Source organism: Pseudarthrobacter sp. HLT1-7 (genome assembly GCF_059383435.1).
The window spans coordinates 251,596-274,217 of sequence record NZ_JBWZCH010000002.1; the positions used below are offsets into that span (position 1 = coordinate 251,596).

The 22,622-nt window shown below is 67.0% G+C and carries 19 protein-coding genes; 16 read left to right on the forward strand and 3 right to left on the reverse strand.

From position 1 onward, the window contains the following. Nucleotides 1–30 precede the first annotated feature (30 nt). A complete protein-coding gene (gene rimI, locus AC50X6_RS03360) occupies nucleotides 31–498 on the forward strand; it encodes a ribosomal protein S18-alanine N-acetyltransferase (protein WP_494964926.1) in 468 nt (155 codons plus the stop codon). Beyond that, complete coding sequence (gene tsaD / locus AC50X6_RS03365; RefSeq protein WP_494964869.1) at nucleotides 495–1,640, forward strand: tRNA (adenosine(37)-N6)-threonylcarbamoyltransferase complex transferase subunit TsaD; 1,146 nt, start codon at nucleotides 495–497, stop codon at nucleotides 1,638–1,640. The genes rimI and tsaD overlap by 4 nt, the downstream gene beginning before the upstream one ends. Nucleotides 1,641–1,731: 91 nt before the next feature. On the opposite strand, the gene AC50X6_RS03370 is transcribed toward tsaD, so the two are convergent. After that, a complete protein-coding gene (locus AC50X6_RS03370; RefSeq protein WP_494964870.1) occupies nucleotides 1,732–2,883 on the reverse strand; it encodes a glutamate--cysteine ligase in 1,152 nt (383 codons plus the stop codon). A 334-nt stretch (nucleotides 2,884–3,217) separates the two neighbouring features. On the opposite strand from AC50X6_RS03370, the gene AC50X6_RS03375 reads away from it, so the two are divergent. After that, nucleotides 3,218–4,075: a shikimate 5-dehydrogenase gene (locus tag AC50X6_RS03375; protein WP_494964871.1), complete on the forward strand. Its 858-nt coding sequence runs from the start codon at nucleotides 3,218–3,220 to the stop codon at nucleotides 4,073–4,075. A 112-nt stretch (nucleotides 4,076–4,187) separates the two neighbouring features. Here the strand turns inward: AC50X6_RS03375 and AC50X6_RS03380 are convergent, their stop codons facing one another. Further along, the gene (locus AC50X6_RS03380) at nucleotides 4,188–5,426 is read right to left on the reverse strand and encodes a THUMP-like domain-containing protein (protein ID WP_494964872.1); all 1,239 of its coding nucleotides are present in this window, start codon (nucleotides 5,424–5,426) and stop codon (nucleotides 4,188–4,190) included. Between the two features lie 85 nt (nucleotides 5,427–5,511). Here AC50X6_RS03380 and AC50X6_RS03385 point away from each other — a divergent pair, with 85 nt between their 5' ends. From AC50X6_RS03385 to groL, 3 genes are all read left to right on the forward strand, one after another. Next, nucleotides 5,512–5,946 (forward strand): hypothetical protein, encoded by a 435-nt coding sequence (locus tag AC50X6_RS03385; RefSeq protein ID WP_494964873.1) that lies wholly within the window; start codon nucleotides 5,512–5,514, stop codon nucleotides 5,944–5,946. A 252-nt stretch (nucleotides 5,947–6,198) separates the two neighbouring features. Next, a complete protein-coding gene (groES, locus tag AC50X6_RS03390) occupies nucleotides 6,199–6,495 on the forward strand; it encodes a co-chaperone GroES (RefSeq protein WP_326966753.1) in 297 nt (98 codons plus the stop codon). An 87-nt stretch (nucleotides 6,496–6,582) separates the two neighbouring features. Continuing rightward, nucleotides 6,583–8,193 carry a chaperonin GroEL gene (groL, locus tag AC50X6_RS03395; protein ID WP_326966754.1) on the forward strand — a complete coding sequence of 537 codons (1,611 nt, stop codon included), beginning with the start codon at nucleotides 6,583–6,585 and terminating at the stop codon, nucleotides 8,191–8,193. 110 nt (nucleotides 8,194–8,303) lie between these two features. On the opposite strand, the gene AC50X6_RS03400 is transcribed toward groL, so the two are convergent. Continuing rightward, the gene (locus tag AC50X6_RS03400; RefSeq protein ID WP_494964874.1) at nucleotides 8,304–9,272 is read right to left on the reverse strand and encodes a DUF389 domain-containing protein; all 969 of its coding nucleotides are present in this window, start codon (nucleotides 9,270–9,272) and stop codon (nucleotides 8,304–8,306) included. A 499-nt stretch (nucleotides 9,273–9,771) separates the two neighbouring features. On the opposite strand from AC50X6_RS03400, the gene guaB reads away from it, so the two are divergent. From guaB to guaA, 10 genes are all read left to right on the forward strand, one after another. Next, a complete protein-coding gene (guaB, locus tag AC50X6_RS03405) occupies nucleotides 9,772–11,283 on the forward strand; it encodes an IMP dehydrogenase (RefSeq protein ID WP_494964875.1) in 1,512 nt (503 codons plus the stop codon). Between the two features lie 314 nt (nucleotides 11,284–11,597). After that, nucleotides 11,598–12,950 (forward strand): hypothetical protein, encoded by a 1,353-nt coding sequence (locus AC50X6_RS03410; protein WP_494964876.1) that lies wholly within the window; start codon nucleotides 11,598–11,600, stop codon nucleotides 12,948–12,950. 115 nt (nucleotides 12,951–13,065) lie between these two features. Next, nucleotides 13,066–13,476: a hypothetical protein gene (locus AC50X6_RS03415; RefSeq protein ID WP_494964877.1), complete on the forward strand. Its 411-nt coding sequence runs from the start codon at nucleotides 13,066–13,068 to the stop codon at nucleotides 13,474–13,476. A 40-nt stretch (nucleotides 13,477–13,516) separates the two neighbouring features. Beyond that, the gene (locus AC50X6_RS03420) at nucleotides 13,517–15,358 is read left to right on the forward strand and encodes an ABC transporter ATP-binding protein (protein ID WP_494964878.1); all 1,842 of its coding nucleotides are present in this window, start codon (nucleotides 13,517–13,519) and stop codon (nucleotides 15,356–15,358) included. Between the two features lie 353 nt (nucleotides 15,359–15,711). After that, the gene (locus AC50X6_RS03425) at nucleotides 15,712–16,848 is read left to right on the forward strand and encodes a GuaB3 family IMP dehydrogenase-related protein (RefSeq protein ID WP_494964879.1); all 1,137 of its coding nucleotides are present in this window, start codon (nucleotides 15,712–15,714) and stop codon (nucleotides 16,846–16,848) included. Nucleotides 16,849–16,922: 74 nt separating this feature from the next. Then, nucleotides 16,923–18,674: a glycerol-3-phosphate dehydrogenase/oxidase gene (locus AC50X6_RS03430; protein WP_494964880.1), complete on the forward strand. Its 1,752-nt coding sequence runs from the start codon at nucleotides 16,923–16,925 to the stop codon at nucleotides 18,672–18,674. Nucleotides 18,675–18,744: 70 nt separating this feature from the next. Continuing rightward, nucleotides 18,745–19,233 carry a PTS sugar transporter subunit IIA gene (locus tag AC50X6_RS03435; RefSeq protein ID WP_494964881.1) on the forward strand — a complete coding sequence of 163 codons (489 nt, stop codon included), beginning with the start codon at nucleotides 18,745–18,747 and terminating at the stop codon, nucleotides 19,231–19,233. A 59-nt stretch (nucleotides 19,234–19,292) separates the two neighbouring features. Continuing rightward, nucleotides 19,293–20,165, forward strand: coding sequence for an SURF1 family protein (locus AC50X6_RS03440; protein ID WP_494964882.1), 873 nt, complete (start codon nucleotides 19,293–19,295; stop codon nucleotides 20,163–20,165). After that, on the forward strand, nucleotides 20,162–20,674 hold the full coding sequence (locus AC50X6_RS03445; protein WP_494964883.1) for a DUF3817 domain-containing protein: 513 nt from the start codon (nucleotides 20,162–20,164) through the stop codon (nucleotides 20,672–20,674). Before AC50X6_RS03440 ends, AC50X6_RS03445 begins: the two co-directional genes overlap by 4 nt. Nucleotides 20,675–20,848: 174 nt before the next feature. Further along, on the forward strand, nucleotides 20,849–22,438 hold the full coding sequence (gene guaA, locus AC50X6_RS03450) for a glutamine-hydrolyzing GMP synthase (protein WP_494964884.1): 1,590 nt from the start codon (nucleotides 20,849–20,851) through the stop codon (nucleotides 22,436–22,438). Nucleotides 22,439–22,622 lie beyond the last annotated feature (184 nt).

The following is a 22,622-nucleotide window of genomic DNA, read 5'->3' on the forward strand; positions in this document are numbered from 1 at the left end:
CGGGCCCCGGGCGAGGCAACGCTGCGGGAAATGACCGCCAGGGACATTCCCGCGGTTCACGAACTCGAGCGCCGGCTGTTTCCGGTGGACGCCTGGCCGCTTCAGATGTTCGTCGATGAGCTCTCGCAGGCCGAAACCCGGCACTACCTCGTGGCCGAGCACGCCGGGACAATCGTCGGTTACGCCGGGCTGATGTGCATGCAGCCGATCGCGGACGTCCAGACCATCGCCGTCGTACCCGAGCAGGAGGGAAAGGGGATCGGCTCCGCCCTGCTCACCGGGCTCATCCGCGAGAGCCGGAGCCGCCACGCCGAGGACGTGCTGCTGGAAGTCCGCGCCGACAACCCCCGCGCCCAGCAGCTCTACCGCCGTTTCGGATTCGAACAGATCCATGTCCGGCCGCGCTACTACCGCGACGGCGTCGATGCACTGATCATGCGGCTCCGGCTCACCGGCGCACGCTCCGACACCACATCCCGGGAAGCAGGCCGCCCATGAACCGCCCCCAGCACAGAGACGGGCCGCTGGTCCTTGGCATTGAGTCCTCCTGCGACGAGACCGGCGTCGGGATTGTTCGCGGGACCCGGCTGCTGAGCAACACCGTGGCCTCCTCGATGGAGGAGCATGTCCGGTTCGGCGGCGTCATTCCCGAGATCGCCTCCCGAGCCCACCTCGACGCATTCGTCCCGACCATCCGGGAGTCGCTGGCCAACGCCGGTGTGACCCTGGCGGACCTCGATGCCATCGCCGTCACCTCCGGTCCAGGACTCGCCGGAGCCCTGATGGTCGGCGTCTGCGCGGCCAAGGCCCTCGCCGTCGCCACCGGCAAACCGCTGTACGCGATCAACCACCTTGTGGCGCATGTCGGCGTCGGCCTGCTCCGGGCGGACGACGGCGGGGCGGCGCCGCCGCCGTCGGGGGCGCTGCCGGAGACCCTGCCGGAGACCTTTCCGGAGACCTTTCCGGAAAATTTGGGCGCGCTGCTGGTCTCCGGCGGCCACACCGAGATCCTGCGGATCCGGAACATCACGGACGACGTCGAACTGCTCGGCTCCACGATTGACGACGCCGCCGGCGAGGCCTATGACAAGGTGGCGCGGCTGCTGGGCCTGGGCTATCCGGGCGGCCCGGCCATCGACAAGCTGGCGCGCACCGGCGACCCCAAGGCGATCCGATTCCCGCGCGGCCTCACCCAGCCGAAGTACATGGGCACCGCCGAGGAACCCGGACCGCACCGCTACGACTTCTCCTTCAGCGGACTCAAAACCGCCGTCGCCCGCTGCGTCGAGCAATTCGAAGCCCGCGGCCAGCCGGTCCCGGTGGCGGACATCGCCGCAGCCTTCCAGGAAGCCGTGGTGGATGTGATTACGTCCAAGGCCGTGCTGGCCTGCCGGGAGAACGGCATCACGGAGCTGCTGCTGGGCGGCGGTGTGGCCGCGAACTCGAGGCTGCGCCAGCTGACCGAACAGCGTTGCAGTGCCGCCGGGATCCGTCTGACCGTCCCGCCCCCGGGTCTGTGCACCGACAATGGCGCCATGGTGGCGGCCCTCGGGGCCCAGCTGGTGATGGCCGGGATTGCGCCGAGCGGCATCGGCTTCGCACCGGATTCGTCCATGCCGGTCACCACCATCTCCGCCTGAGCCGCAGCGTCCCGCGCGGGATTCCGGGTGTGCCCCGCGCGGGATAAAAGATGCGCCCACAGGCCGGCCGCGCCGCGAAGACGCGCCGGAGTCAGGCTTTGGGGCCCTTGCGCATCTGCTTGACCAGGTCCAGGACGACGGCGCGCAGGTCGCCGCCGTGCTCTGCCGCCACGCGGCGCTGCCGCTGGTAGCCGGCACCGCGCTCAATGATCGTCAGGACATCGGCCAGCTCGGCGGAACAGTTGAGCTTCACCGCGACGGGCTCAAGCCGCTTGACCGTCTCGCGGATGTGGTCCGTGACGAGTTGTTCGTTGCCTTCGGCATCGAGGATGATGATGGCGTCCAGGCCGTAGCGGGCCGCCCGCCACTTGTTTTCCTGAACATGCCAGGGCGGCATGGTGGGAATGGTGCCGCCGTCGTCCAGCGTGGTGGAGAACTCGTCGACCAGGCACTGGGTCAGGGCAGCGATGGCGCCGACCTCCTCCAGAGTGGCCAGGCCGTCGCAGATGCGCATCTCGATGGTGCCGAGGTTGGGGACCGGCCGGATGTCCCAGCGGATCTCGGAGAGCGTGTCGATCACACCGGTGGTGAACATGTCCTGGACGTAGGACTCGTAGTCCTCCCAGCTGGAGAACTGGAACGGCAGGCCGGCGGTAGGCAGCTGCTGGAACATGAGGGCACGGTGCGAGGCATAGCCGGTGTCCTCGCCGCCCCAGAACGGGCTGGACGCGGAGAGCGCCTGGAAGTACGGGAAATAGTTGACCAGGCCGTCCAGCACGGGAAGGACCTTGTCCCGGCTGTCGAGGCCGACGTGCACGTGGACGCCGTAGATGACCATCTGGCGGCCCCACCACTGGGTGCGGTCAATGAGCTTCGCGTAGCGAGCTTTGTCGGTCACGGGCTGGAGCTGGGGCGGGCTGAAGGGGTGGCTCCCGGCGCAGAAGATCTCAACACCCATAAGATCAGTGACTTCCCGGACCGCGGCCAGCGAACTTTCCAGGTCAGCTTTCGCTTCCGCAACCGTGGTGCAGATCCCAGTGACCAGTTCCACGGTGTTCAACAGCAGTTCCTGCTTGATGTGGGGGTGCTCGTCGTCCTCGTTCAGCTCGGGATGCCGGGCGGCAACGCCGCGGAGCACCTCATTGGCGACCGAGGACAGTTCGCCGGTTTCCGCATCGACGAGGGCAAGCTCCCATTCCACACCAAGAGTTGATTGCCTTGATGAAGCGAAATCAATCTTCATGTGGTCCCTTCACTGTTCTGCTGTGACGTTGCCGCAACTCCGGCTGGCAAAGTCACGGGCGGAGTCGCCGGACAGTTGGCAGGGCAACGGTGGTCCAAGTCTAGTGCAGGGGCAGCGCCGGGACGGTGGCCAGGTTGCGGCGAAGAAGTGAAAGTGTTCACAAATGGACCCCGGCCGCTTCGGCGCTCAGCGCAATCCTGGCGCGGGCCCCCGCGTCCGCCGCTTGCCCGGTGCGTCTTTACCGCCGCGTCGCCACCGGCTCCGCCGGCCACTGGCCTCTCTGCCGTCGCAGCGCCGCGCCGCCGTTTAGTGCGCGCTGTCGTTTAATGAAGGGGTGCCCATCCTGGATAAAGATATGACCCTGTGCATCTCCCTCTCGGCCCGCCCGAGTAACAACGGGACGCGCTTCCACAACCACTTGTATGGACAGCTGGGCCTGAACTGGATCTACAAGGCCTTTGCCCCGACCGATCTGGCGCAGGCGATCGCCGGCGTGCGCGGCCTCGGAATCCGCGGCTGCGCGGTCTCAATGCCCTACAAGGAAGCTGTCATTGCCCTCGTGGACGTGATGGACCCGTCCGCGAAGGCCATCGACTCGGTCAACACGATCGTTAACGACGGCGGCCGGCTCACCGCCTACAACACCGACTACACGGCCATCGAGGAGCTGCTGCAGCGCAATGCCGTGCCGACTTCGTACTCCGTGCTGTTGAAGGGTTCCGGCGGCATGGCCAAGGCCACCGTGGCAGCGCTGCGGGACGCCGGATTTACGGACGTCACGGTGATCGCCCGCAACGAGGCCGCCGGGCGGACGCTCGCGGAGCTGTACGGCTTCAAGTGGTGTGCGGAACTGGGCTGTGCAGATGCCGACGGCGGTGCCGGCACCGGCATGGCGGACATGCTCATCAACGTCACACCCATCGGTATGGCAGGGAGTGTGGCGGGCGGCCCCGATGCGGGGGCGCTGTCCTTCCCGCAGGAAGCCGTCGACGCCGCGACGGTGGTGTTCGACGTCGTTGCGCTGCCGGCGGAAACTCCGCTGATCCGGGCCGCCCGCGCGGCCGGCAAGACCGTTATTACCGGCGCCGAGGTGGCCACCATCCAGGCGCTGGAACAGTTTGTCCTCTACACAGGCATCCGGCCCAGCGATGAGCAGATCCGGGCCGCCGAGGAGTTTATGCGGGCGCAGTAGACATGGTGCAGTAGACCGGGCGCGGCGGCACGCCCCTGGGGCAGGCCCGGCCCGGGTGCTCCACTCCGTTACCCCTGGACCTCAACCCCCGACGAACCAACCAGAGTGGCTCCTAGACCGGCTCCACCGAGATGGCTACCCGGTCCTCGCCGATCCTGGTGAGGACCAGGGTGGCTGTTTTCCTGGCGGCATTTCCTCCAGTTTTCCCTCCGGACTTGCCACCGGACAGCAGCTGCTTGCGCAGCTCCTCCGGAGTGACCGAGGTGCCGCGTTTCTTGATGTCCAGCACACCGATGCCGTGGTCCTTGACCCAGGCCTTGAGCGACTTGACGTTGTACGGCATCACCTCCAGGACCCGGTAGGCCCGGGCAAACGGGGTGTCCCGCAGTTCCGGGGCGCAGATGTAGGCGATGTGCTCGTCCACGAGGTGCCCGCCCAGCTGGAGGGCGACGTCGGCCACCAGCCCGGCGCGGATGACGGCGCCGTCGGGCTCATAAAGATAGCCCTCGACCGGGCCGACCGGTGCAACCGGGCCGCCGGCAAAGTCCTCAGCGCTGGTGAGTTCCGCCGCACCCTCGGAGCCCAGCAGGAGGGCGGCACGCCTGATCCCGGGGCGCCGGACCGCGTTGAACCACAGCGCCACCTCGGTGACGTCCCCGCCCACCGAGACCCACTGCGCTTCACAGCCACCGGGCACCGCGTCGTGCGGCATGCCGGGGCCCATTTTGACGCCCACGGCGAGTCCGGTGCCGGCCAGGGACTCGACAAAGGACAGCGGCGGCGAGAAGTCTTCCGGGTCCCAGAGCCGTTTGGTGCCCGAGGTGGAGGTGGTGCGACGGGCCGGGTCCAACCAGACGCCGTCGATGCCGTCGAGGGGCACGGAGGTGGCGTCCGAGTGGACGACGGTGGCATTCCGGAACGGGATCAGGTTCATCGTGGCGCAGGCAGCCGTGGTCTCGTCCATTTCCACCGCCGTCACCTGGATATCCAGGGATGCCAGGGCCATCGCGTCGGCGCCGAGGCCGCAGCCAAGGTCCGCGACGTGGGCGACGCCGGCTGCCAGGAACCGCTGGGCGTGCCGGGCCGCGACCGGGAGCCTGGTTGCCTGCTCCAGTCCGGCCTGGGTGAAGATCATCTGCCGGGCGAACTCGCCGAACTTGGCTTCGGCCCTGGTCCGCAGCCGGGACTGGGTGAGCACGGCGGCGACCAGTTCGGGGGAGTGGCCGGCCTTCCGGAGCGAGGCATTCAGCCGGAAGGCATCGTCCTCCCGGTAGGGTCCCAGCGACGCCAGGAGATCCCAGCCCTCGGGATTGAGGAGCGGTGCGATCTGGTCCTGCGGTGCGTCAGCCATGCGATCAAGCCTAGGGCAGACACGGTTGGGGCGCCGTCCGCCCGGTGCGCCCGGTCCTTCCGGTCCGCCCGATAGGGTTGACGGCATGGATGACAGCGGCACGGCGAACAGCGGCACGGACGAAAACTTCCCGAACGACGACGCCGCCGACCAGGACGCCGACGGCGGCCGGCCCGCCCGCCGGGGACTCGCCCCGTACGCCCGGCCGGCTTTGATCGCGGGCAGCGTCATCGCCGTCGTCTGCGTGGCGCTCCTGGTCATCATCTTCTTCCTGGACACTTTCAACGCGACCATCTATTCCGTCGGGGGCCAGGACGTCACGGACGCCACCGACGAGGCACGCAACATCCGCGAGACTTACGCCGCGGCCCGGGTTGGCGGCGTCGTCTTCCTCGGCGCCGGCGTCCTCCTGGCCGCCGCAGGCGCCGTCGTCGTCTACCGCCACCGCAACGAGCGGAGCCCGGACGCGGGCGAAGAAGACGGCGAAGACGTGGACTTCGACGATCTCGGAGAACGGTAGCCGGGGGTATTACCCCGCCCCGATCCGGGCCCGTCCCAGGCTGCGCCGGCGTTCACCCGCAACGAACTTCTGGCACTCGCCTTGACCGAGTGCTAACTCCTTACATAGAGTCATCATTAGCACTCTCCCTAGGAGGGTGCTAACACCTGAAGCCCTATCAGCCAGGCTGCTGCCGGCACCGCGACGACGGTCTGTACGCCATGGCACCGGAGCTTCACAGTCCACGAATTTGCTGACGAATAGGAGAGGTCCTTGTCGGTCTCTATTAAGCCTCTTGAGGATCGTATTGTTGTCCGCCCGCTCGAAGCCGAGCAGACCACGGCCTCCGGCCTGGTTATCCCGGACTCCGCGCAGGAAAAGCCGCAGGAAGGCGAAGTTGTTGCAGTAGGCCCCGGCCGCTTTGACGACAACGGCAACCGCGTCCCGATCGATGTTGCCGTCGGCGACATTGTCATCTACTCCAAGTACGGCGGAACTGAAGTCAAGACCGGCGGCACCGAGTACCTCGTGCTGTCCGCCCGCGACGTTCTGGCGATCGTCGTAAAGTAACTCTCTTGGACCCCCGCGCCGCCGATCCCTCTGGTCCATCCCGGACAGGTCAGCTGCGCGGGGTTCTGTCTTTGAAAGGACAAAACCATGGCAAAGCAGCTCGCGTTTAACGACGCTGCCCGCCGGTCGCTCGAAGCCGGCATCGATAAGCTCGCCAACACCGTCAAGGTGACGCTTGGCCCGCGCGGCCGCAACGTCGTGCTGGACAAGAAGTGGGGCGCCCCCACGATCACCAACGATGGTGTCACCATCGCCCGTGAAGTCGAGCTGGATGACCCGTACGAAAACCTTGGCGCGCAGCTTGCCAAAGAGGTCGCCACCAAGACCAACGATGTTGCCGGCGACGGCACCACCACAGCAACCGTGCTGGCACAGGCCCTCGTCAAGGAAGGCCTCCGCAATGTTGCGGCGGGCGCTGCCCCCGGCGAGATCAAGCGCGGCATCGAGGTCTCAGTCGAGGCCATCGCAGCCCGCCTGCTGGAAAATGCCCGTCCGGTCGGCGGCACCCAGGTAGCCAACGTCGCTTCCATCTCCGCCCAGAGCGACGAGATCGGCGAGCTCCTGGCCGAGGCGTTCGGCAAGGTCGGCAAGGATGGTGTGATCACCATCGAGGAATCGTCCACCACGCAGACCGAACTGGTCCTCACCGAGGGCATGCAGTTCGACAAGGGCTACCTGTCCCCTTACTTCGTCACCGACGCGGAACGCCAGGAAGCAGTCCTCGAAGACGCCCTGATCCTGATCAACCAGGGCAAGATCTCGTCGGTCCAGGATTTCCTGCCGCTGCTTGAAAAGGCACTGCAGAGCTCCAAACCGCTGTTCATCATTGCCGAGGACGTCGACGGCGAGGCGCTCTCCACGCTGATCGTCAACCGCATCCGCGGCACCCTGAACGTCGTTGCCGTCAAGGCGCCGGGCTTCGGTGACCGCCGCAAGGCCATGCTGCAGGACATCGCCACCCTCACGGGCGCACAGGTTGTCTCTGCGGAACTGGGCCTCAGCCTGGACACCGTCGGCCTTGAGGTGCTGGGCACCGCCCGTCGAATCACCGTCACGAAGGACAACACCACCATCGTCGACGGCGCCGGTTCGGCCGAGGACGTCGCAGCCCGGGTTTCCCAGCTGCGCGCCGAGCTGACCCGCACGGATTCCGATTGGGACAAGGAAAAGCTGCAGGAACGCCTGGCCAAGCTGGCCGGCGGCATCGGCGTGATCAAGGTCGGCGCAGCCACCGAGGTGGAGCTAAAGGAAAAGAAGCACCGCATCGAAGATGCTGTCTCCTCGACCCGCGCAGCCCTCGAAGAAGGCATCGTGGCCGGCGGCGGCGCTGCCCTCATCCACGCCCTCAAGGCGCTCGACGAGGATCCGGCCGTGAAGGCGCTCGACGGCGACGCAGCAGCAGCTGTCGGCATCGTCCGCCGGGCACTGACCCAGCCGCTGCGCTGGATCGCCCAGAACGCCGGCTTCGACGGCTACGTTGTCGTCGCCAAGGTGGCCGAATCCGCCGACAACCACGGCTTCAACGCCAAGACCGGCGAATACGAAGACCTGATCGCCGCCGGAGTCATCGACCCGGTAAAGGTTACCCGTGCGGCCCTCCGCAACGCTGCCTCCATCGCGGCCCTCGTTCTCACCACGGAAACCCTCGTGGTGGAGAAGCCTGCCGACGAAGACCAGCACGCAGGCCACCAGCACTAAGCCTGGCCGACGGCGCCCTGACCGGCACCGCAGCTCCACCAGCACATAGAAGAAGGGACCGGACCAGCGCGAGCTGTTCCGGTCCCTCTTTTCGTGACAGGACACTTGAGTCAGTGCCGGGAGCGGAGCGCCCTTCGGCGAAGCCGCAGCGCGGCGTCCCGCGGAAGCCGCCTGGTAATCAGCCGGTAGAAGATCAGGACGGTAACAGCCGCCACCACGATTCCCATGAGATTCAACCCCAGCTGGAGCGCCGATCCGGCCGCCTTCTGGTACTCGCCCAGGACCAGTGCCACAGCCACGAATCCGGCGGCCGGGACCGTCGTGACGGAGATGAAGACGCCCACCAGGGCTGCGGACCGGCGGCTGATCACGGACAGCATTCCGGCGATCCCGGCCAGCACGGCAACGATCAGCGAATAAGGCCCCGGGTGGTAGATGAAATCGACCGCGGAGCCGCGGTCGAGCACGTCGGCGGGAAAAAGACCGAGCGGCACGGACAGCCAGGCCGTGAGGGCCGCCGCGAGCATGGCCACCGGGAAGCCGACGCCGAGCGCGAGTGCCGCGCCGCGGCCGAGCTGCCACTGCCGCCGGACGAGTGCCACCGCCAGGGCCGCCAGCGGGCCGAACTCCGGCCCCACCGCCATCGCCCCGACGATGGCGATGGTCGAATCCGTGACGATGCCGATGGCCGCCAGCTGGGTCGCGAGGACGAGGAACGCCAGGTAACTCCAGGTCAGCCGCGAGTCCTCACCCGTCTGCCGGGACACCTCGTCCCAGATCACGGCGTCGGCACCTTCGCCCGGGGCGGCCGCCTCAGCATGGTCCGCCCGGTCCGAGAGCACCAGCTCCGGCGTGGTGACCGAGATCGAACCCGCTTCCTGGACTTTCAGCGCATGGAGTTTCTCCACCAGCCGCTCCACGGATTCGCGTGCCAGCAGGACCTGGATGACGTCGCCCGGTGGAACGAGGGAAGCGCCGGAATGGCGTGCGACTTCGGCGACGCCGATCTCGCCGGAGCAGCAGTCCACCACAACCGGGGACAACTTCTCCGGGACACAAATTCGCAGTTGCACGATCACGGGCCCACCTCCTTCGACTCCCACCACACTGACATGAAATGCGGTAACCGTATCCCGGTGACGCGGGGGTCCGGCGGGCTTGTATGGGGACCGGTCGTCATCCGGCCTTTTGGAGGGGTTCGGGGGTCACCTGCCCGACGCCCTCGACGGCGGTGAGCATCGCACAACTGTTCCTGCCGGGCTTTGCGGGATCGCGAGGTTCTTCGTGGACCCGTCATCAGGAGCAAGACGGCGGAGGACTCCAGCTCGCGGAGGCCAGACGTCGTCGGTGCCGATATCGCTTTGCTGGACCAGGACCAGGACCCGGATTCCCCATCTGCGCCGGCGGCCGGCGAAGCCCGTGCGGTTGCTCACATTTCCGCCCCGGAATATGGGGATCGCCGCCAAGGTTCTACTATCTATTCAACACTTCTGCACAGGCCATGCCCGTAATGACGGGCTGGTCATCTGCTGCAACCCCTACCCGTGACACCCTGCAACCAAGGTAAGAGGCGCACTCATGACCCAGCCCGGACACGACCCCTTCGGCTTCATCGGCCTGACCTATGACGATGTCCTGCTCCTGCCGGGCCACACGGATGTCATTCCCTCTGAGGCGGACACCTCATCCCGGATCTCCAAGCGCATCACGGTCCAGACGCCGTTGCTGTCCGCCGCCATGGACACCGTCACCGAGTCCCGGATGGCCATCGCGATGGCCCGCCAGGGCGGTCTCGGCGTCGTGCACCGCAACCTCTCGATCGCCGATCAGGCCGACCAGATCGACCGGGTCAAGCGCAGCGAGTCCGGCATGATCACCAACCCGCTGACCATCGGTCCCGAGGCCACACTGGCCGAGCTGGATGAAATCTGTTCGCACTACCGGGTCTCCGGGCTGCCCGTCGTGGACGAGGGAATGCGGCTGCTGGGCATCGTCACGAACCGCGACACCCGCTTCGTGCCGGAGGCTGATTTCCCGCTCCGCCTCGTCAGCGACGTTATGACCAAGATGCCCCTCGTCACCGGGCACGTCGGCATCAGCCGCGAGGAAGCCTCGCACAAGCTGGCCACCAACAAGATTGAGAAGCTCCCGCTGGTGGACGAGCAGGGCCGGCTCAAGGGCCTCATCACCACCAAGGACTTCACCAAGGCCGAGCAATACCCGCTGGCCACCAAGGACGAGGCGGGCCGGCTGCGTGTCGGTGCCGCCATCGGGTTCTTCGGCGACGGCTGGGAACGTGCCATGACCATGATCGACGCCGGCGTGGACGTCCTCTTCGTCGACACCGCCAACGGCCACTCGCAGGGCGTGCTGGACATGATCAGCCGGCTGAAGGCGGATCCCGCCGCCGCCCACGTGGACATCATCGGCGGCCAGGCCGCCACCCGCGAAGGCGCCCAGGCGCTCATCGACGCCGGCGCCGACGGCATCAAGGTGGGCGTGGGCCCCGGATCGATCTGCACCACCCGTGTTGTCGCCGGCGTGGGTGTACCGCAAATCACCGCCATCTACGAATCCGCCAAGGCTGCCATCCCCGCCGGCGTTCCGCTGATCGCCGACGGCGGCCTGCAGTACTCGGGCGACATCGGCAAGGCGCTGGTGGCCGGAGCCGACACCGTAATGCTGGGCTCCCTGCTGGCCGGCTGCGACGAGTCCCCGGGCGACCTGATTTTCGTCAACGGCAAACAGTTCAAGCTCTACCGCGGCATGGGTTCCCTCGGCGCCATGCAGACCCGCGGCAAGAACACCTCCTACTCCAAGGACCGGTACTTCCAGGCGGACGTCTCCGGCGATGACAAGCTCATCCCGGAAGGCATCGAAGGCCGGGTGGCCTACCGCGGCCCGCTGGCCTCGGTGGCGCACCAGCTGGTCGGCGGCCTCCGCCAGACCATGTTCTACACCGGAGCACCGACGATTCCCGAGCTCAAGGCCCGCGGCAAGTTCGTCCGCATCACGCCGGCCGGGCTGAAGGAATCCCACCCGCATGACATCCAGATGACAGTGGAGGCACCGAACTACGGTTCGCGCTAGTCCCCACCCGCTCCCTGACCTGCAAGTCCGCACCGGCTCCCGGCCCTCGCAAGCTCGGGTCGGGGCCCTCGCCGGAGCGGCTCCACGCACCGGCTCCCGGCCCTCGCAAGCTCGGGTCGGGGCCCTCGCCGGAGCGGCTCCACGGCCAGGGAACCCGGCGGGCGTGGCCCCAGGGCAGACGCCGCGACACGCAGGCCATGGGGACCTCTCCCCATGGCCTGTTAGTTTCTGCGCACGGTAGCGTCGAGGGTGAACGGCGGTCCCGGGATTTCCTGGCCCGCGGCCCATTGGCGCCGGCTGTACGGGGATGGCACATGGCTGTTGGATTTCAGGGGGCGGATACTGCCCAGCTCAGGCGGCTGGGCGCCCAGATGGGTTCTTCCGGCCGGATCCTGCTTTCGCAGCTGGGCACCCTGGGCGCCGGTGTGGCGCAGGCGCCGTGGCCGGGGCCCGACGCCGACAGGTTCCGCCATGACTGGCAGTCCGGCCACAGCCGGGCGCTGCGCCAGGCCGCCGCTTTCCTGAACGCAGCGGGCCAGGAACTGGTCCGCAACGCCGACGAGCAGGAGCAGGCCAGCCGGGCCGGCGGATCCGGAGCGGCCGGGGGCCCACTGTCGACGGCGGTGGCCGCACCGAACCCCTCCGCTCTGGCGGGCCTGGCGCCGGCCCGGATCCGGTCCTGGTGGGACGGGCTGGCTGCCGGGCAACGGACCGCCTTCATCGCCCGGTACCCGGTCCTGGCCGGAAACACCAACGGCATCCCGTTCGAAGACCGTATCCGCGCGAACGCCTTCAATGCCCGGCACCGGATCGACTGGCTCGGCAGCTCCGATCAGGAGCCCACATTCAATCCGCTGATCATTGCTGCCGGGTATCCCGCGATGTACGCGAAAGAGCACGACGCGTGGGCGGCGCGGCAGGCGGGTGCGGCCTACCTGCAAAAGGTGGTCGACGGGAAGATCAAACTCGTGGCCTACGATCCGGAGCACAGCGCGATTGTGGAAATGATCGGGGACTACGACGCCGGCACCACGACCGTGGTCACTTACGTACCCGGAACCCGAACGAACGAGCAGTCGTTCTACGGCGGCGGCCCGCAGTCCGTTGCACAATGGCTGGTTGGCGCTGACCCGGCAAAGGGCACAGTCGCCCTGGTCTACAAAGGAACCGAATTTCCCGACGGCCCCTTTGCGGAAGCCTTCTTCGACGAAGCCAAAAGCAACGAATTCGTGGCTGAGACGGCCCCCGCGCTCCGGGATTTCCAGACCGCCGTCGAGCTGGAGAAACCGGCCGGAGCGCAGACCGTTGCCGTCGGCCACAGCTGGGGGCTGCGGAACGTCACCGGGTCCGAGGCCGCCGGTGCCCACTACGACAGGGTCGTTGCCTTGTCGGGAGCCGCGATGCCTCCCGGCTGGACGGCCAGCGCCGGCACCCAGTACTCCAGCTACACGTATCCTGACATCCTGCTGACAGCAGAACTCAGCGGAGTCGGGGGAGAGAACTACCCCATGAAGGAGCCCGCCTTTGAAAAGCATGTCTATGCCCCGCCGGGAGGCTGGAACTGGCAGGAGGCCTACAGCATCGATAACCACAGCCTCATCGCGACGACGGATCCGTTCAATGCGCCCGTCCTGGAAGATGTCCGAAGCGAGATTCATGCGAGGTAGCAGGCGGTGGTCCCCCCTGGCCCGGATGGGGTGCGTGCCTTTGGCCATCAGCCTCGGCCTTGGCCTGGCCGGCTGCGGAACAGAAACAGGAACAGGTCCACAAGAGGGGGAAACGATGTCACCAGCAACGTTGGAAACTGCCAAGTCCAAGCTCCTTGCCGTTCAGCACGAGATCATCGGGATGGTGCCGGCCGATGTGGTCGTCTCGGTTTTCGAGAACGACACCTCGAGCCTGATGCCATGCCGGGGCGAGCAAAAGAAGTGGGTGGGCACCGGCCAGGTCGGGCTGCGGCCGGGCCTCGACCGAACGAAGTTCCTGGACGAGGTTCGGGATTCACTCTCCGGACAGACTGGCTGGTCCGCGACGGATGGCACGGACAACGACGGTAACCGTCGGGTGGACCTCCTCCACAACGACGGCACCCAGTTGCTGGTGTCCTTTTGGGACGATCCGGAGAGCCTCCAGATCGGCAGTTTCAGCGCCTGCTTCGACTTTCCGGAATACCAGTACGGGGAGAAGTACTAGCCGGCATTCACGTGTCGCTGCCCGCAACTAGGCTGGTGGCATGTCCGAACTCGTGCCCGCGCGTGAACCGACGCGCAAGCTGGCGCTGAGGCCCTACGCCCGGGCCGTCGCGCAAGTGCTGCGCGTAAGCTTTCGGGCCTCGCCCGCCGCCGTCGTGATGAAAGTGGCAGGCTCGCTGATTTCGGCGCTGCTGCCGCTGGTCACCACGTACTTCGCTGCCCTGACCACGACGGCGCTCGCGGCCGCCTACTCCGGCGACGCCGCGGCCGGCCGGCAGGCGATCATCTACGTCATCATCACGGCAGTGCTGGGCCTCTTCTGGGGGGCTTTCAGCAGCGTGGACCGCTACATCCAGCAGCTCATGAGCTTCAAGGTGGGCGCGATTGTCGGCGACCTCATGTATGAACGGTTCCTTGCCCTCGAATTCTGGCGCTACGACGACAAGGAAACGGTCGACCTGTACGACCGTGCCAAGCGCTTCTCCGATTCCTACGCCAGGGTCCTGGACCGGATCGCCGCCATCTTCACTCAGCTGGCCTCGGTGATCCTCGCGATCGGGGCGCTGCTGCTGGTCAGCTGGTGGATAGCCCTGATCGTCCTCGTGGCGATCGTGCCGAGCGTCTACCTGCAGTTCAAACTCTCCCGCGAACAGATCGCGCACTGGAACACCCAGATTGACTCCCGCCGCCAGCGGCGGATGATCGAAACCAACCTCCTGCGCCCCCAGCACATCGCCGAGATGCGCCTCTATGGGATCGTCGGCTACCTGATGGGACTGCGCTCGCGGCTGCGGGACGCCGACGAGAAGCGCCGGCTGGATTTTCAGAAACGCTACATCCCCAAGCAGCTCGCCGCCGACGCGCTGCAATACGGGGCCGAGGTTGTGTCGCTGATCTGGGTGGTGGGCCAGATCATCGCCCGCGCGCAGCCGGTGGGCCAGTTCCTCTACGTCCAACAGATAGTCAGCCGTGCGCTCTCCACCGCCAACAGCCTCGTGTCCTCGCTCAGCTCCATCGACGAGGACCTCGCGAACCTCAAGGACTACGAGCTGTTTATGGCCCTGCCGGTGCACTCCGACCACGCCCCGCCCCTGCTGGAGTCGCCCGGGACGGTGGAGCTGCGGGACATCCGCTTCACCTACACCGGCAGCGAACTGGAGGTCATCAAAGGGATCTCGCTGACCATCCGAGAGGGCCAGCACATCGCCATCGTGGGGGAGAACGGTGCCGGCAAGTCCACCCTGATACGCGTCCTGGCCGGACTCTACCGGCCGGATTCCGGGCAGGTCATGCTCGACGGCGTCGACCTCGCCGCCGTCGACGTCACCTCCTGGCACCGCCATCTGGCTGTGCTGAGCCAAGAGTTCCTCAAGTACGAGTTCGCCACCGCGGCGGAGAACATTTTCTTCGGCGACGTCGACTCGCCGCGGGACGATGAGCGGATCCGCCGGGCCGCCGGCGCCGCGGAGGCCCTGTCTTTCATCAACAAGCTGCCCAACGGCCTGGACAACCACGTCAGCAACTGGATGGAGGATCCGCGCGGGCGGAAGGGCAGCGGGCTGTCAGGCGGGCAGTGGCAGCGCCTGGCGATGGCCCGGAACTTCTACCGGAACGCCTCGTTCATGGTGATGGACGAGCCGACCTCGGCCATCGATGCCCTCGCCGAGCACCGCATCTTCAGCCGGCTCTTCGCCGACCGCAGCAGCACCATCATCGCCATCAGCCACCGGCTCGCGACGATCGAGAAGGCGGACATCGTCTACATGCTCGAGGACGGCAGGCTTGTGGAGCAGGGCACCCACAAGGAACTCGTCGCCCTGCGCGGCCGCTACTTCCGGATGTTCGAGTCCCAGCTCACGGTGGATGACATCGGAGGCGTCTGACCGCTCGAGGTGTCTCACCGCTCAATTGGGGGTCCGCCGCCACGGGACATGCCCTCCGCTCACCCTGTCCGCTGGACATAGCGCCCATATGTCCGCTCCCGGGCACGAAGAATGGACATGCACCCTGCCTGCGGCGTCTGCGGGACATGATGCCCATAGGTGATGTCCAGGCGCCCACTCCCGGGTGCGAAGAATGGGCATGTCCCTTGCCTGCCGCGTCGGCCGGACATGATGCCTGTATGTCCGCTCCCGGGCACGAAGAACGGACATGTCCACCCGGGGACCGAGGGCACGCCCATTCCTCGTGCCTCGGCCGGCGCGGCCCGGCTGGCCGGGTCAAGTAAAGTGGGGACGTGACTTACGAGATTGAGCTTGGCCGTGGCAAGCGTGGGCGTCGTGCCTACTCCCTGGACGACATTGCGATCGTCCCCAACCGACGAACGCGTGACCCCAAGGACGTATCCGTAGCCTGGCAGATCGACGCCTATAAGTTCGACATGCCGGTCATCGCGGCGCCGATGGATTCGGCCATGTCGCCGGAGACCGTCATCGCCCTGGGCCGCCTCGGCGGGCTCGGCGTTCTCGACCTCGAGGGCCTCTGGACCCGGTATGAGGACCCGCAGTCGGTCCTGGACCAGATCGGTGCGCTGCAGGACGAGACCAACAGCCCCGCCGTCACCCGGCGCATGCAGGACCTCTACCAGGCGCCGATCCAGCCCGAGCTGATCACTTCGCGGCTCGCCGAGATCCGCGCCGCAGGCGTCACAGTCGCCGGTTCCCTCACCCCGCAGCGGACCCAGGAACACTACAAGACGGTCCTGGCCGCCGGCGTCGACATCTTCGTGATCCGCGGCACCACCGTCTCGGCTGAACACGTCTCCAAGGACGACGAGCCGCTGAACCTCAAGCAGTTCATCTACGAACTCGACGTCCCCGTCATCGTCGGCGGGGCCGCCGGCTACACCCCGGCGCTGCACCTCATGCGCACCGGCGCCGCCGGCGTGCTGGTCGGCTTCGGCGGCGGCGCCACAAGCACCACCCGCCGTGCCCTCGGCATCCACTCGCCCATGGCCTCCGCCATCTCCGACGTGGCCGCTGCCCGCCGCGACTACATGGATGAGTCCGGCGGCCGCTACGTCCATGTGATTGCCGACGGCGGCATGGGCTCCTCCGGCGACATCGTCAAGGCCATCGCCATGGGCGCCGACGCCGTGATGCTGGGCAGTGCCCTCGCCCGCGCTGAAGAGGCCCCGGGCAAAGGCTGGCACTGGGGCCAGGAGGCGCACCACCTCGAACTTCCCCGCGGCGACAGGGTCAATGTGGGCACTGTCGGACCGCTGAAGGAGGTCCTGTTCGGTCCGGGCCACCACACCAACGGAACGTCCAACCTGATCGGTGCGCTGCGCCGTTCGATGGCGACTACCGGCTATTCGGACCTGAAGGAATTCCAGCGGGTCGACGTCGTCGTCTCGCCGTACGCCGGCAACTAGACGCCCCCTGCCCATCCGGGGAAGTTGGAAGTAGTGTGGTGCACTACGAGCTTTGATCCGGATGGAGGCGTGACATGAACAGTTATCCCGGCGGTTCACCCAAGGCAGGCGGTGCCCTTGGTCCTGCGGAACGCGAAGCGTCACTCGCGGTACTCAGGGGCACCACCAGTCCGGGGAAGGAACTCGACATCCTCATTGTCGGCGGCGGCATCGTCGGCACCGGCGCCGCCCTGGACGCAGTCACGCGCGGCCTGAGCGTCGGCATCGTCGAGGCGAACGACTGGGCTGCGGGCACCTCCTCCCGCTCCTCGAAACTGATCCACGGCGGCCTGCGCTATCTGGAGATGCTTGATTTTGCGCTCGTCAAAGAGGCGCTGCACGAACGCGGCCTGATCCTCTCGGTGCTCGCCCCGCACCTGGCCCGGCCGGTGCCGTTCCTGTATCCGCTGACCAAACCCTTCTTTGAACGGCCCTACGTCGGCGCCGGAATCGCCTTGTACGACGCCATGTCCATCTCCAGCGGCCAGCGCCGCGGCGTGCCGTTCCACAAACACCTGAGCCGCCGGGGCACGCTGCGGGCGGCGCCGAGCCTCAAAGACGACGCCTTCGTCGGCTCCATCCGGTACTACGACGGACAGGTCGACGACGCCAAGTACTGCGCCAACCTGGTCCGCACCGCGGCTTACCACGGCGCCCACGCGGTGAACCAGACGTCAGTGGTCTCCTTTCTCCGGGAAGGCGAACGCGTGGTTGGCGCCAGGGTGGTCAACCATGAGGACGGCTCCACCTTCAATATCAGGGCCAAGCAGGTCATCAACGCCACGGGCGTCTGGACGGACGAAACCCAGGCCATGGTGACCGACCGAGGTCAGCTCAAGGTCCGCGCCTCCAAAGGCATCCACCTCGTGGTGCCGCGGGACCGCTTCCAATCGACGGTGGGGCTGATCCTGCGGACCGAAAAGTCCGTTCTTTTCGTCATCCCTTGGGGCCGGCACTGGATCATCGGCACCACGGATACCGACTGGCACCTGGATAAGGCCCACCCGGCGGCGTCCAGCAAAGACATTGACTACATCCTTGAACATGTGAACAAGGTTCTGAAACGCCCGCTCACCCGCGAGGACGTCGAGGGGGTCTATGCCGGGCTCCGCCCACTACTGGCCGGCGAAAACGACTCCACCGCCAAACTGTCGCGCGAACACATCGTGGCTCACCCGGTCCCCGGCCTCGTGGTGGTGGCCGGCGGCAAATGGACCACCTACCGGGTTATGGCCAAGGACGCCGTTGACGAGGCGACCCGCAGCATGGACGAGCGCGTTCCGCCCAGCTGCACGGAATCCATTCCGCTGCTGGGCGCCAGCGGATTTAAAGCCGCGTGGAACAAACGGAACCGGATGGCCGAGGAGACCGGCGTCCATGTGGCGCGGATCGAGCACCTGCTCAACCGTTACGGTTCGATGACCCCGGAGGTGCTGGCTCTCATCACCGAGAACCCGGAACTGGGCGAACCGCTGCCCGGTGCTGACGACTACCTCGCCGCCGAGGCCGTGTACGCAGCTTCCCACGAGGGCGCCCGCCACGTGCAGGACGTGCTGACCCGCCGGACCCGTGTATCCATTGAGGCCTGGGACCGTGGTGTGTCCGCGGCGCCGGTAGTCGCTAAACTGATGGGAGATGTCCTCGGCTGGAGCGATGCGCAGCGCGAGGGCGAAATCAAGCACTACCTGGCCCGGGTCGACGCCGAACGGCTCAGCCAGGAGCAGCCGGACGACGAATCCGCCGACGCCGCACGACTGGGTATCGAGGACATCGTTCCGTTGCGCTGACGGGCCGCGCTGACGGTCAGCCAACTGGCTGCCGGTCGGTGCAGCGACGCCAACTTCGAAGGGATACCTCTTGGCGGAACCACTGGACCGGTATGACGCCGAGCTCACCACCCCTGGAATGGTGATCCTCGAGATGGACGCCACCGACAAGCTCGACGCTGCCTCCCAGCTCGCGGAGAGGATGCACGCCGCCGGACGTATCTCCGATCTTTCGGGATTCCTCCGGCACGTCAACGCCCGGGAACACCAGCTGGCCACCGGGCTGCCGGGCGGAATCGGATTGCCGCACGCCCGCAGCGAATTCGTCTCCCGCACGTCCATCGCCGTCGGCATCACCAAATACGGCAAGGCCCTTGACTTCGGCGCTGCCGACGGTCCGGCCACGGTGGTCCTGCTGATCGCGACGCCGGCCAGCTCCTTCTCGGAGCACCTGGAAGTGCTGGCCACCCTGGCCCGGTCCTTGTCCAAGGAATCGTTCCGCGAGTCGCTCCGCCGGGCCTACGACCCCGAAGTGATCGCGGAACTCATCAACTCCAGCCTCGTCTTTTTCGACCACTGAAAAGTGGGCCCGGCAGGACCGTTTCGTTGTTCTACATGCGGACGAAGTACGGTTAAGGGGTGCTGAAAACTGCCCTCAAACCCCGCTGGATCGCAGGCCTCGTGTTTGCGATCGTGATTTCAGGGATGTTTGTGCTGCTGAGCCAATGGCAGTTCGGCCGCTCGACGCAGCCGGAGGCACCCGTCGCCACCACCACCGAGGAACGCAAACCGCTGACCACGGTGCTGCAGCCGGGGGACTTCTTCCCCGGTTCGGTCGCGGACCAGATGGTCACCGCCACCGGCAGCTATGATCCGCAGAAGCAGGTCCTGGTTCCCGGCCGCCTGAACAACGGCGCCAAGGGCTACTGGATTGTGGCGGCCTTCGCCGTCAAGGATGCGCCCGTCCTGACCGGGGCCGGAGCCTCGCCGCAGACCTGGATCCCGGTGGCCCGCGGCTGGGTTGCCGACCCGGCGGACGCCGTACGGCCGCCGTCGGGCAGCATCGAACTGACCGGCCGGCTGCTGCCCTCCGAGGCCCCGCTGGCAAAGACGGATGCCGGCCCCGGGCGGGCCAGCGCCGTCTCCGTCGCCGAGATCATTAACATCTGGGAAATCAGCAGCTACCCCGGCTTTGTCGCCGCGAGCTCCGAGGTTGCCGGCGGCAGCGATGTCGGTGCCGCGGCGTCCGGCGGAGAACTCAAGCCCCTCAACATCGGCACCCAGCCGCCGCCCCAGCAGTTCAACTGGCTGAACCTCTTCTACGCCGCCGAGTGGGTTGTCTTCGCCGGATTCGCGCTGTTCATCTGGTGGCGGCTGGTCAAGGACGACTACCGCCGGGAACGTGAGGACGCACTGGATGAGGAGCAGGAAGCCGCCGGCGCACGGGCTGCCGGCGGCGCCACCGAGTCGCATCCGAACCTTCAGCCCACCGACCCGAAAGTCCAACCATGATCGAGCCCCAGCCGGCCGTCCAGCCGCAGCAGTCCAACGCAACGGGAAGCGCGCGCGGCAAGAAGCGCCGCTTCGGCGGAACCGAGGCCCAGATCCGCTCCGCCCTCAAGTTCTACAAGGTACTCGCGTACCTGACGGGCAGCATGCTGCTTCTGCTCTGCGGGGAACTCATCGCCCGGTACGCGTTCGGCCAGTACCTGTTCGCGGGCGGCACGGACGCCGTCACCGGGCAGCCCCACTTCTTAGGATTCGCTGACGCCGAGCCGGCCGGAGTCCTCGGCGGCGTGAACCTCTCCGTCGCGGTCCTGATTGTGCACGGCTGGATGTACGTCGTGTATCTCATCTCCAACTTCCGGCTGTGGTCGCTCATGCGCTGGCCATTTGCCAAGCTCATCATCCTGGCACTCGGCGGCGTTGTGCCGCTGCTGTCCTTCTTCGTGGAGAAGAAGTTCCACGCCGAGGTGGAAGCGGAACTGGCCGCGAACCCGCAGGCGCCGAAGCGCTACTGAACGGCCCCCGGCTCAAGGCGCATCCCGCCGTCGTCCGCCCTGATCTTCCTCCGCGGCGGCGTGTTCCCCTCCAGGCCCGGCTCCGGTGTGAGTTCGCTTACCCGGCGGCCGGTTCCGGGGCCGGACCGGCATCCCGATGTGCGGGCGGACGGCGGCGCAAAGTAGGCTGGGACGGTGACTATTCCCACTGCATCCCAGACGTCCCACAGGCCCGTGCTGGTTGTTGACTACGGTGCCCAGTACGCGCAGCTGATCGCCCGCCGCGTCCGGGAAGCGAATGTGTATTCGGAAGTGGTTCCGCATACCTACAGCACCGAGCAGTTGCTGGCGAAGAACCCGGCCGCGATCATCCTTTCCGGCGGCCCCGCAAGCGTCTACGCCGAAGGCGCCCCAGGCGTCGGCGCCGAGCTGTTCGAGGCCGGCATCCCTGTCCTCGGCATCTGCTACGGCTTCCAGGCCATGGCCAACGCCCTCGGCGGCAAGGTGGCCCGGACCGGACTCCGCGAGTACGGCGCCACCGAGACCACCATCATCGGTGAAGGCCGCTCCATCCTCGCGGGCATGCCCCAGCACCAGAGCACCTGGATGAGCCACGGCGACTCCGTCCACGAGGCGCCCGATGGCTTCGAGGTCCTCGCGACGACGGCCGGCGCCGAAGTGGCAGCCTTCGCCAACGAAGAAAAGTGCCTTTTCGGCGTGCAGTGGCACCCCGAGGTGAAGCACTCGGCCTACGGCCAGCAGGTCCTGGAAAACTTCCTGTTCAAGGGCGCCAAGCTGGAACCGAACTGGACCGCGGGAAACATCCTCGACGAGCAGATCGAGCGGATCCGCGCGCAGATCGGTGACGCCCGGGTCATCTGCGGCCTCTCCGGCGGCGTCGATTCCGCCGTCGCCGCCGCCCTCGTCCAGCGCGCCGTCGGTGACCAGCTGACCTGCGTGTTCGTGGATCACGGCCTGCTGCGCGAGGGTGAAGCCGAACAGGTGGAACGCGACTTCGTTGCCGCCACCGGCGTCAAGCTCTATGTCGCCAACGAGCAGGAGCGCTTCCAGTCCGCGCTGGCCGGCGTCAGCGACCCGGAAACCAAGCGCAAGATCATCGGCCGCGAATTCATCCGTGCCTTTGAGGAAGCCGAGCTGGCCATCATCGCCGAGGCTGCGGCCCACGGCGAGAAAATCAAGTTCCTCGTCCAGGGCACCCTGTACCCGGACGTCGTCGAATCCGGCGGCGGCGAAGGTGCAGCAAACATCAAGAGCCACCACAACGTGGGCGGACTGCCGGAAGACCTGCAGTTCGAACTCGTCGAACCCCTGCGGGCACTGTTCAAGGACGAGGTCCGTGCCGTGGGCGCTCAGCTTGGCCTGCCGCAGGAAATCGTGGGACGCCAGCCGTTCCCCGGCCCCGGCCTCGGCATCCGGATTGTCGGCGAAGTCACCAAGGAGCGGCTGGACCTGCTGCGCAAGGCGGACGCCATCGCCCGCGCGGAACTGACCGCCGCCGGCCTGGACAACGAGGTCTGGCAGATGCCGGTGGTGCTGCTGGCGGATGTCCGCAGCGTCGGTGTCATGGGCGACGGGCGCACCTACGGCCACCCGATCGTGCTGCGCCCTGTGTCCTCCGAGGACGCCATGACGGCGGACTGGTCACGGCTGCCGTACGATCTGCTGGCCCGGATCTCGAACCGCATCACCAACGAGGTGGACGGGGTCAACCGCGTGGTGCTGGACGTGACCAGCAAGCCGCCGGGAACCATCGAGTGGGAATAGCGCCGGCGTAAACGGGCCGGTAAATGGGCCCGTGACACGGCCGGTCTCCGCTGGGGGCCGGCCGCTTCGTGTCCGGGCTGCCAGGAGTCTCCGGACCGGGTTTGGGCCGGAGCCGGGATCCTGTGAATTCGGCCCAATTTGGGTCCCGCCAGTGTTGCGGACTCTCACCGGGGCCGGATTCGGG

Coding starts and splice junctions, on each gene's coding strand:
- rimI (WP_494964926.1), top strand. CDS start 31: ATGACCGCCAGGGACATTCCCGCGGTTCACGAACTCGAGCGCCGGCTG.
- tsaD (WP_494964869.1), top strand. CDS start 495: ATGAACCGCCCCCAGCACAGAGACGGGCCGCTGGTCCTTGGCATTGAG.
- AC50X6_RS03370 (WP_494964870.1), bottom strand. CDS start 2,883: ATGAAGATTGATTTCGCTTCATCAAGGCAATCAACTCTTGGTGTGGAA.
- AC50X6_RS03380 (WP_494964872.1), bottom strand. CDS start 5,426: ATGGCTGACGCACCGCAGGACCAGATCGCACCGCTCCTCAATCCCGAG.
- AC50X6_RS03385 (WP_494964873.1), top strand. CDS start 5,512: ATGGATGACAGCGGCACGGCGAACAGCGGCACGGACGAAAACTTCCCG.
- groL (WP_326966754.1), top strand. CDS start 6,583: ATGGCAAAGCAGCTCGCGTTTAACGACGCTGCCCGCCGGTCGCTCGAA.
- guaB (WP_494964875.1), top strand. CDS start 9,772: ATGACCCAGCCCGGACACGACCCCTTCGGCTTCATCGGCCTGACCTAT.
- AC50X6_RS03410 (WP_494964876.1), top strand. CDS start 11,598: ATGGCTGTTGGATTTCAGGGGGCGGATACTGCCCAGCTCAGGCGGCTG.
- AC50X6_RS03415 (WP_494964877.1), top strand. CDS start 13,066: ATGTCACCAGCAACGTTGGAAACTGCCAAGTCCAAGCTCCTTGCCGTT.
- AC50X6_RS03420 (WP_494964878.1), top strand. CDS start 13,517: ATGTCCGAACTCGTGCCCGCGCGTGAACCGACGCGCAAGCTGGCGCTG.
- AC50X6_RS03430 (WP_494964880.1), top strand. CDS start 16,923: ATGAACAGTTATCCCGGCGGTTCACCCAAGGCAGGCGGTGCCCTTGGT.
- AC50X6_RS03445 (WP_494964883.1), top strand. CDS start 20,162: ATGATCGAGCCCCAGCCGGCCGTCCAGCCGCAGCAGTCCAACGCAACG.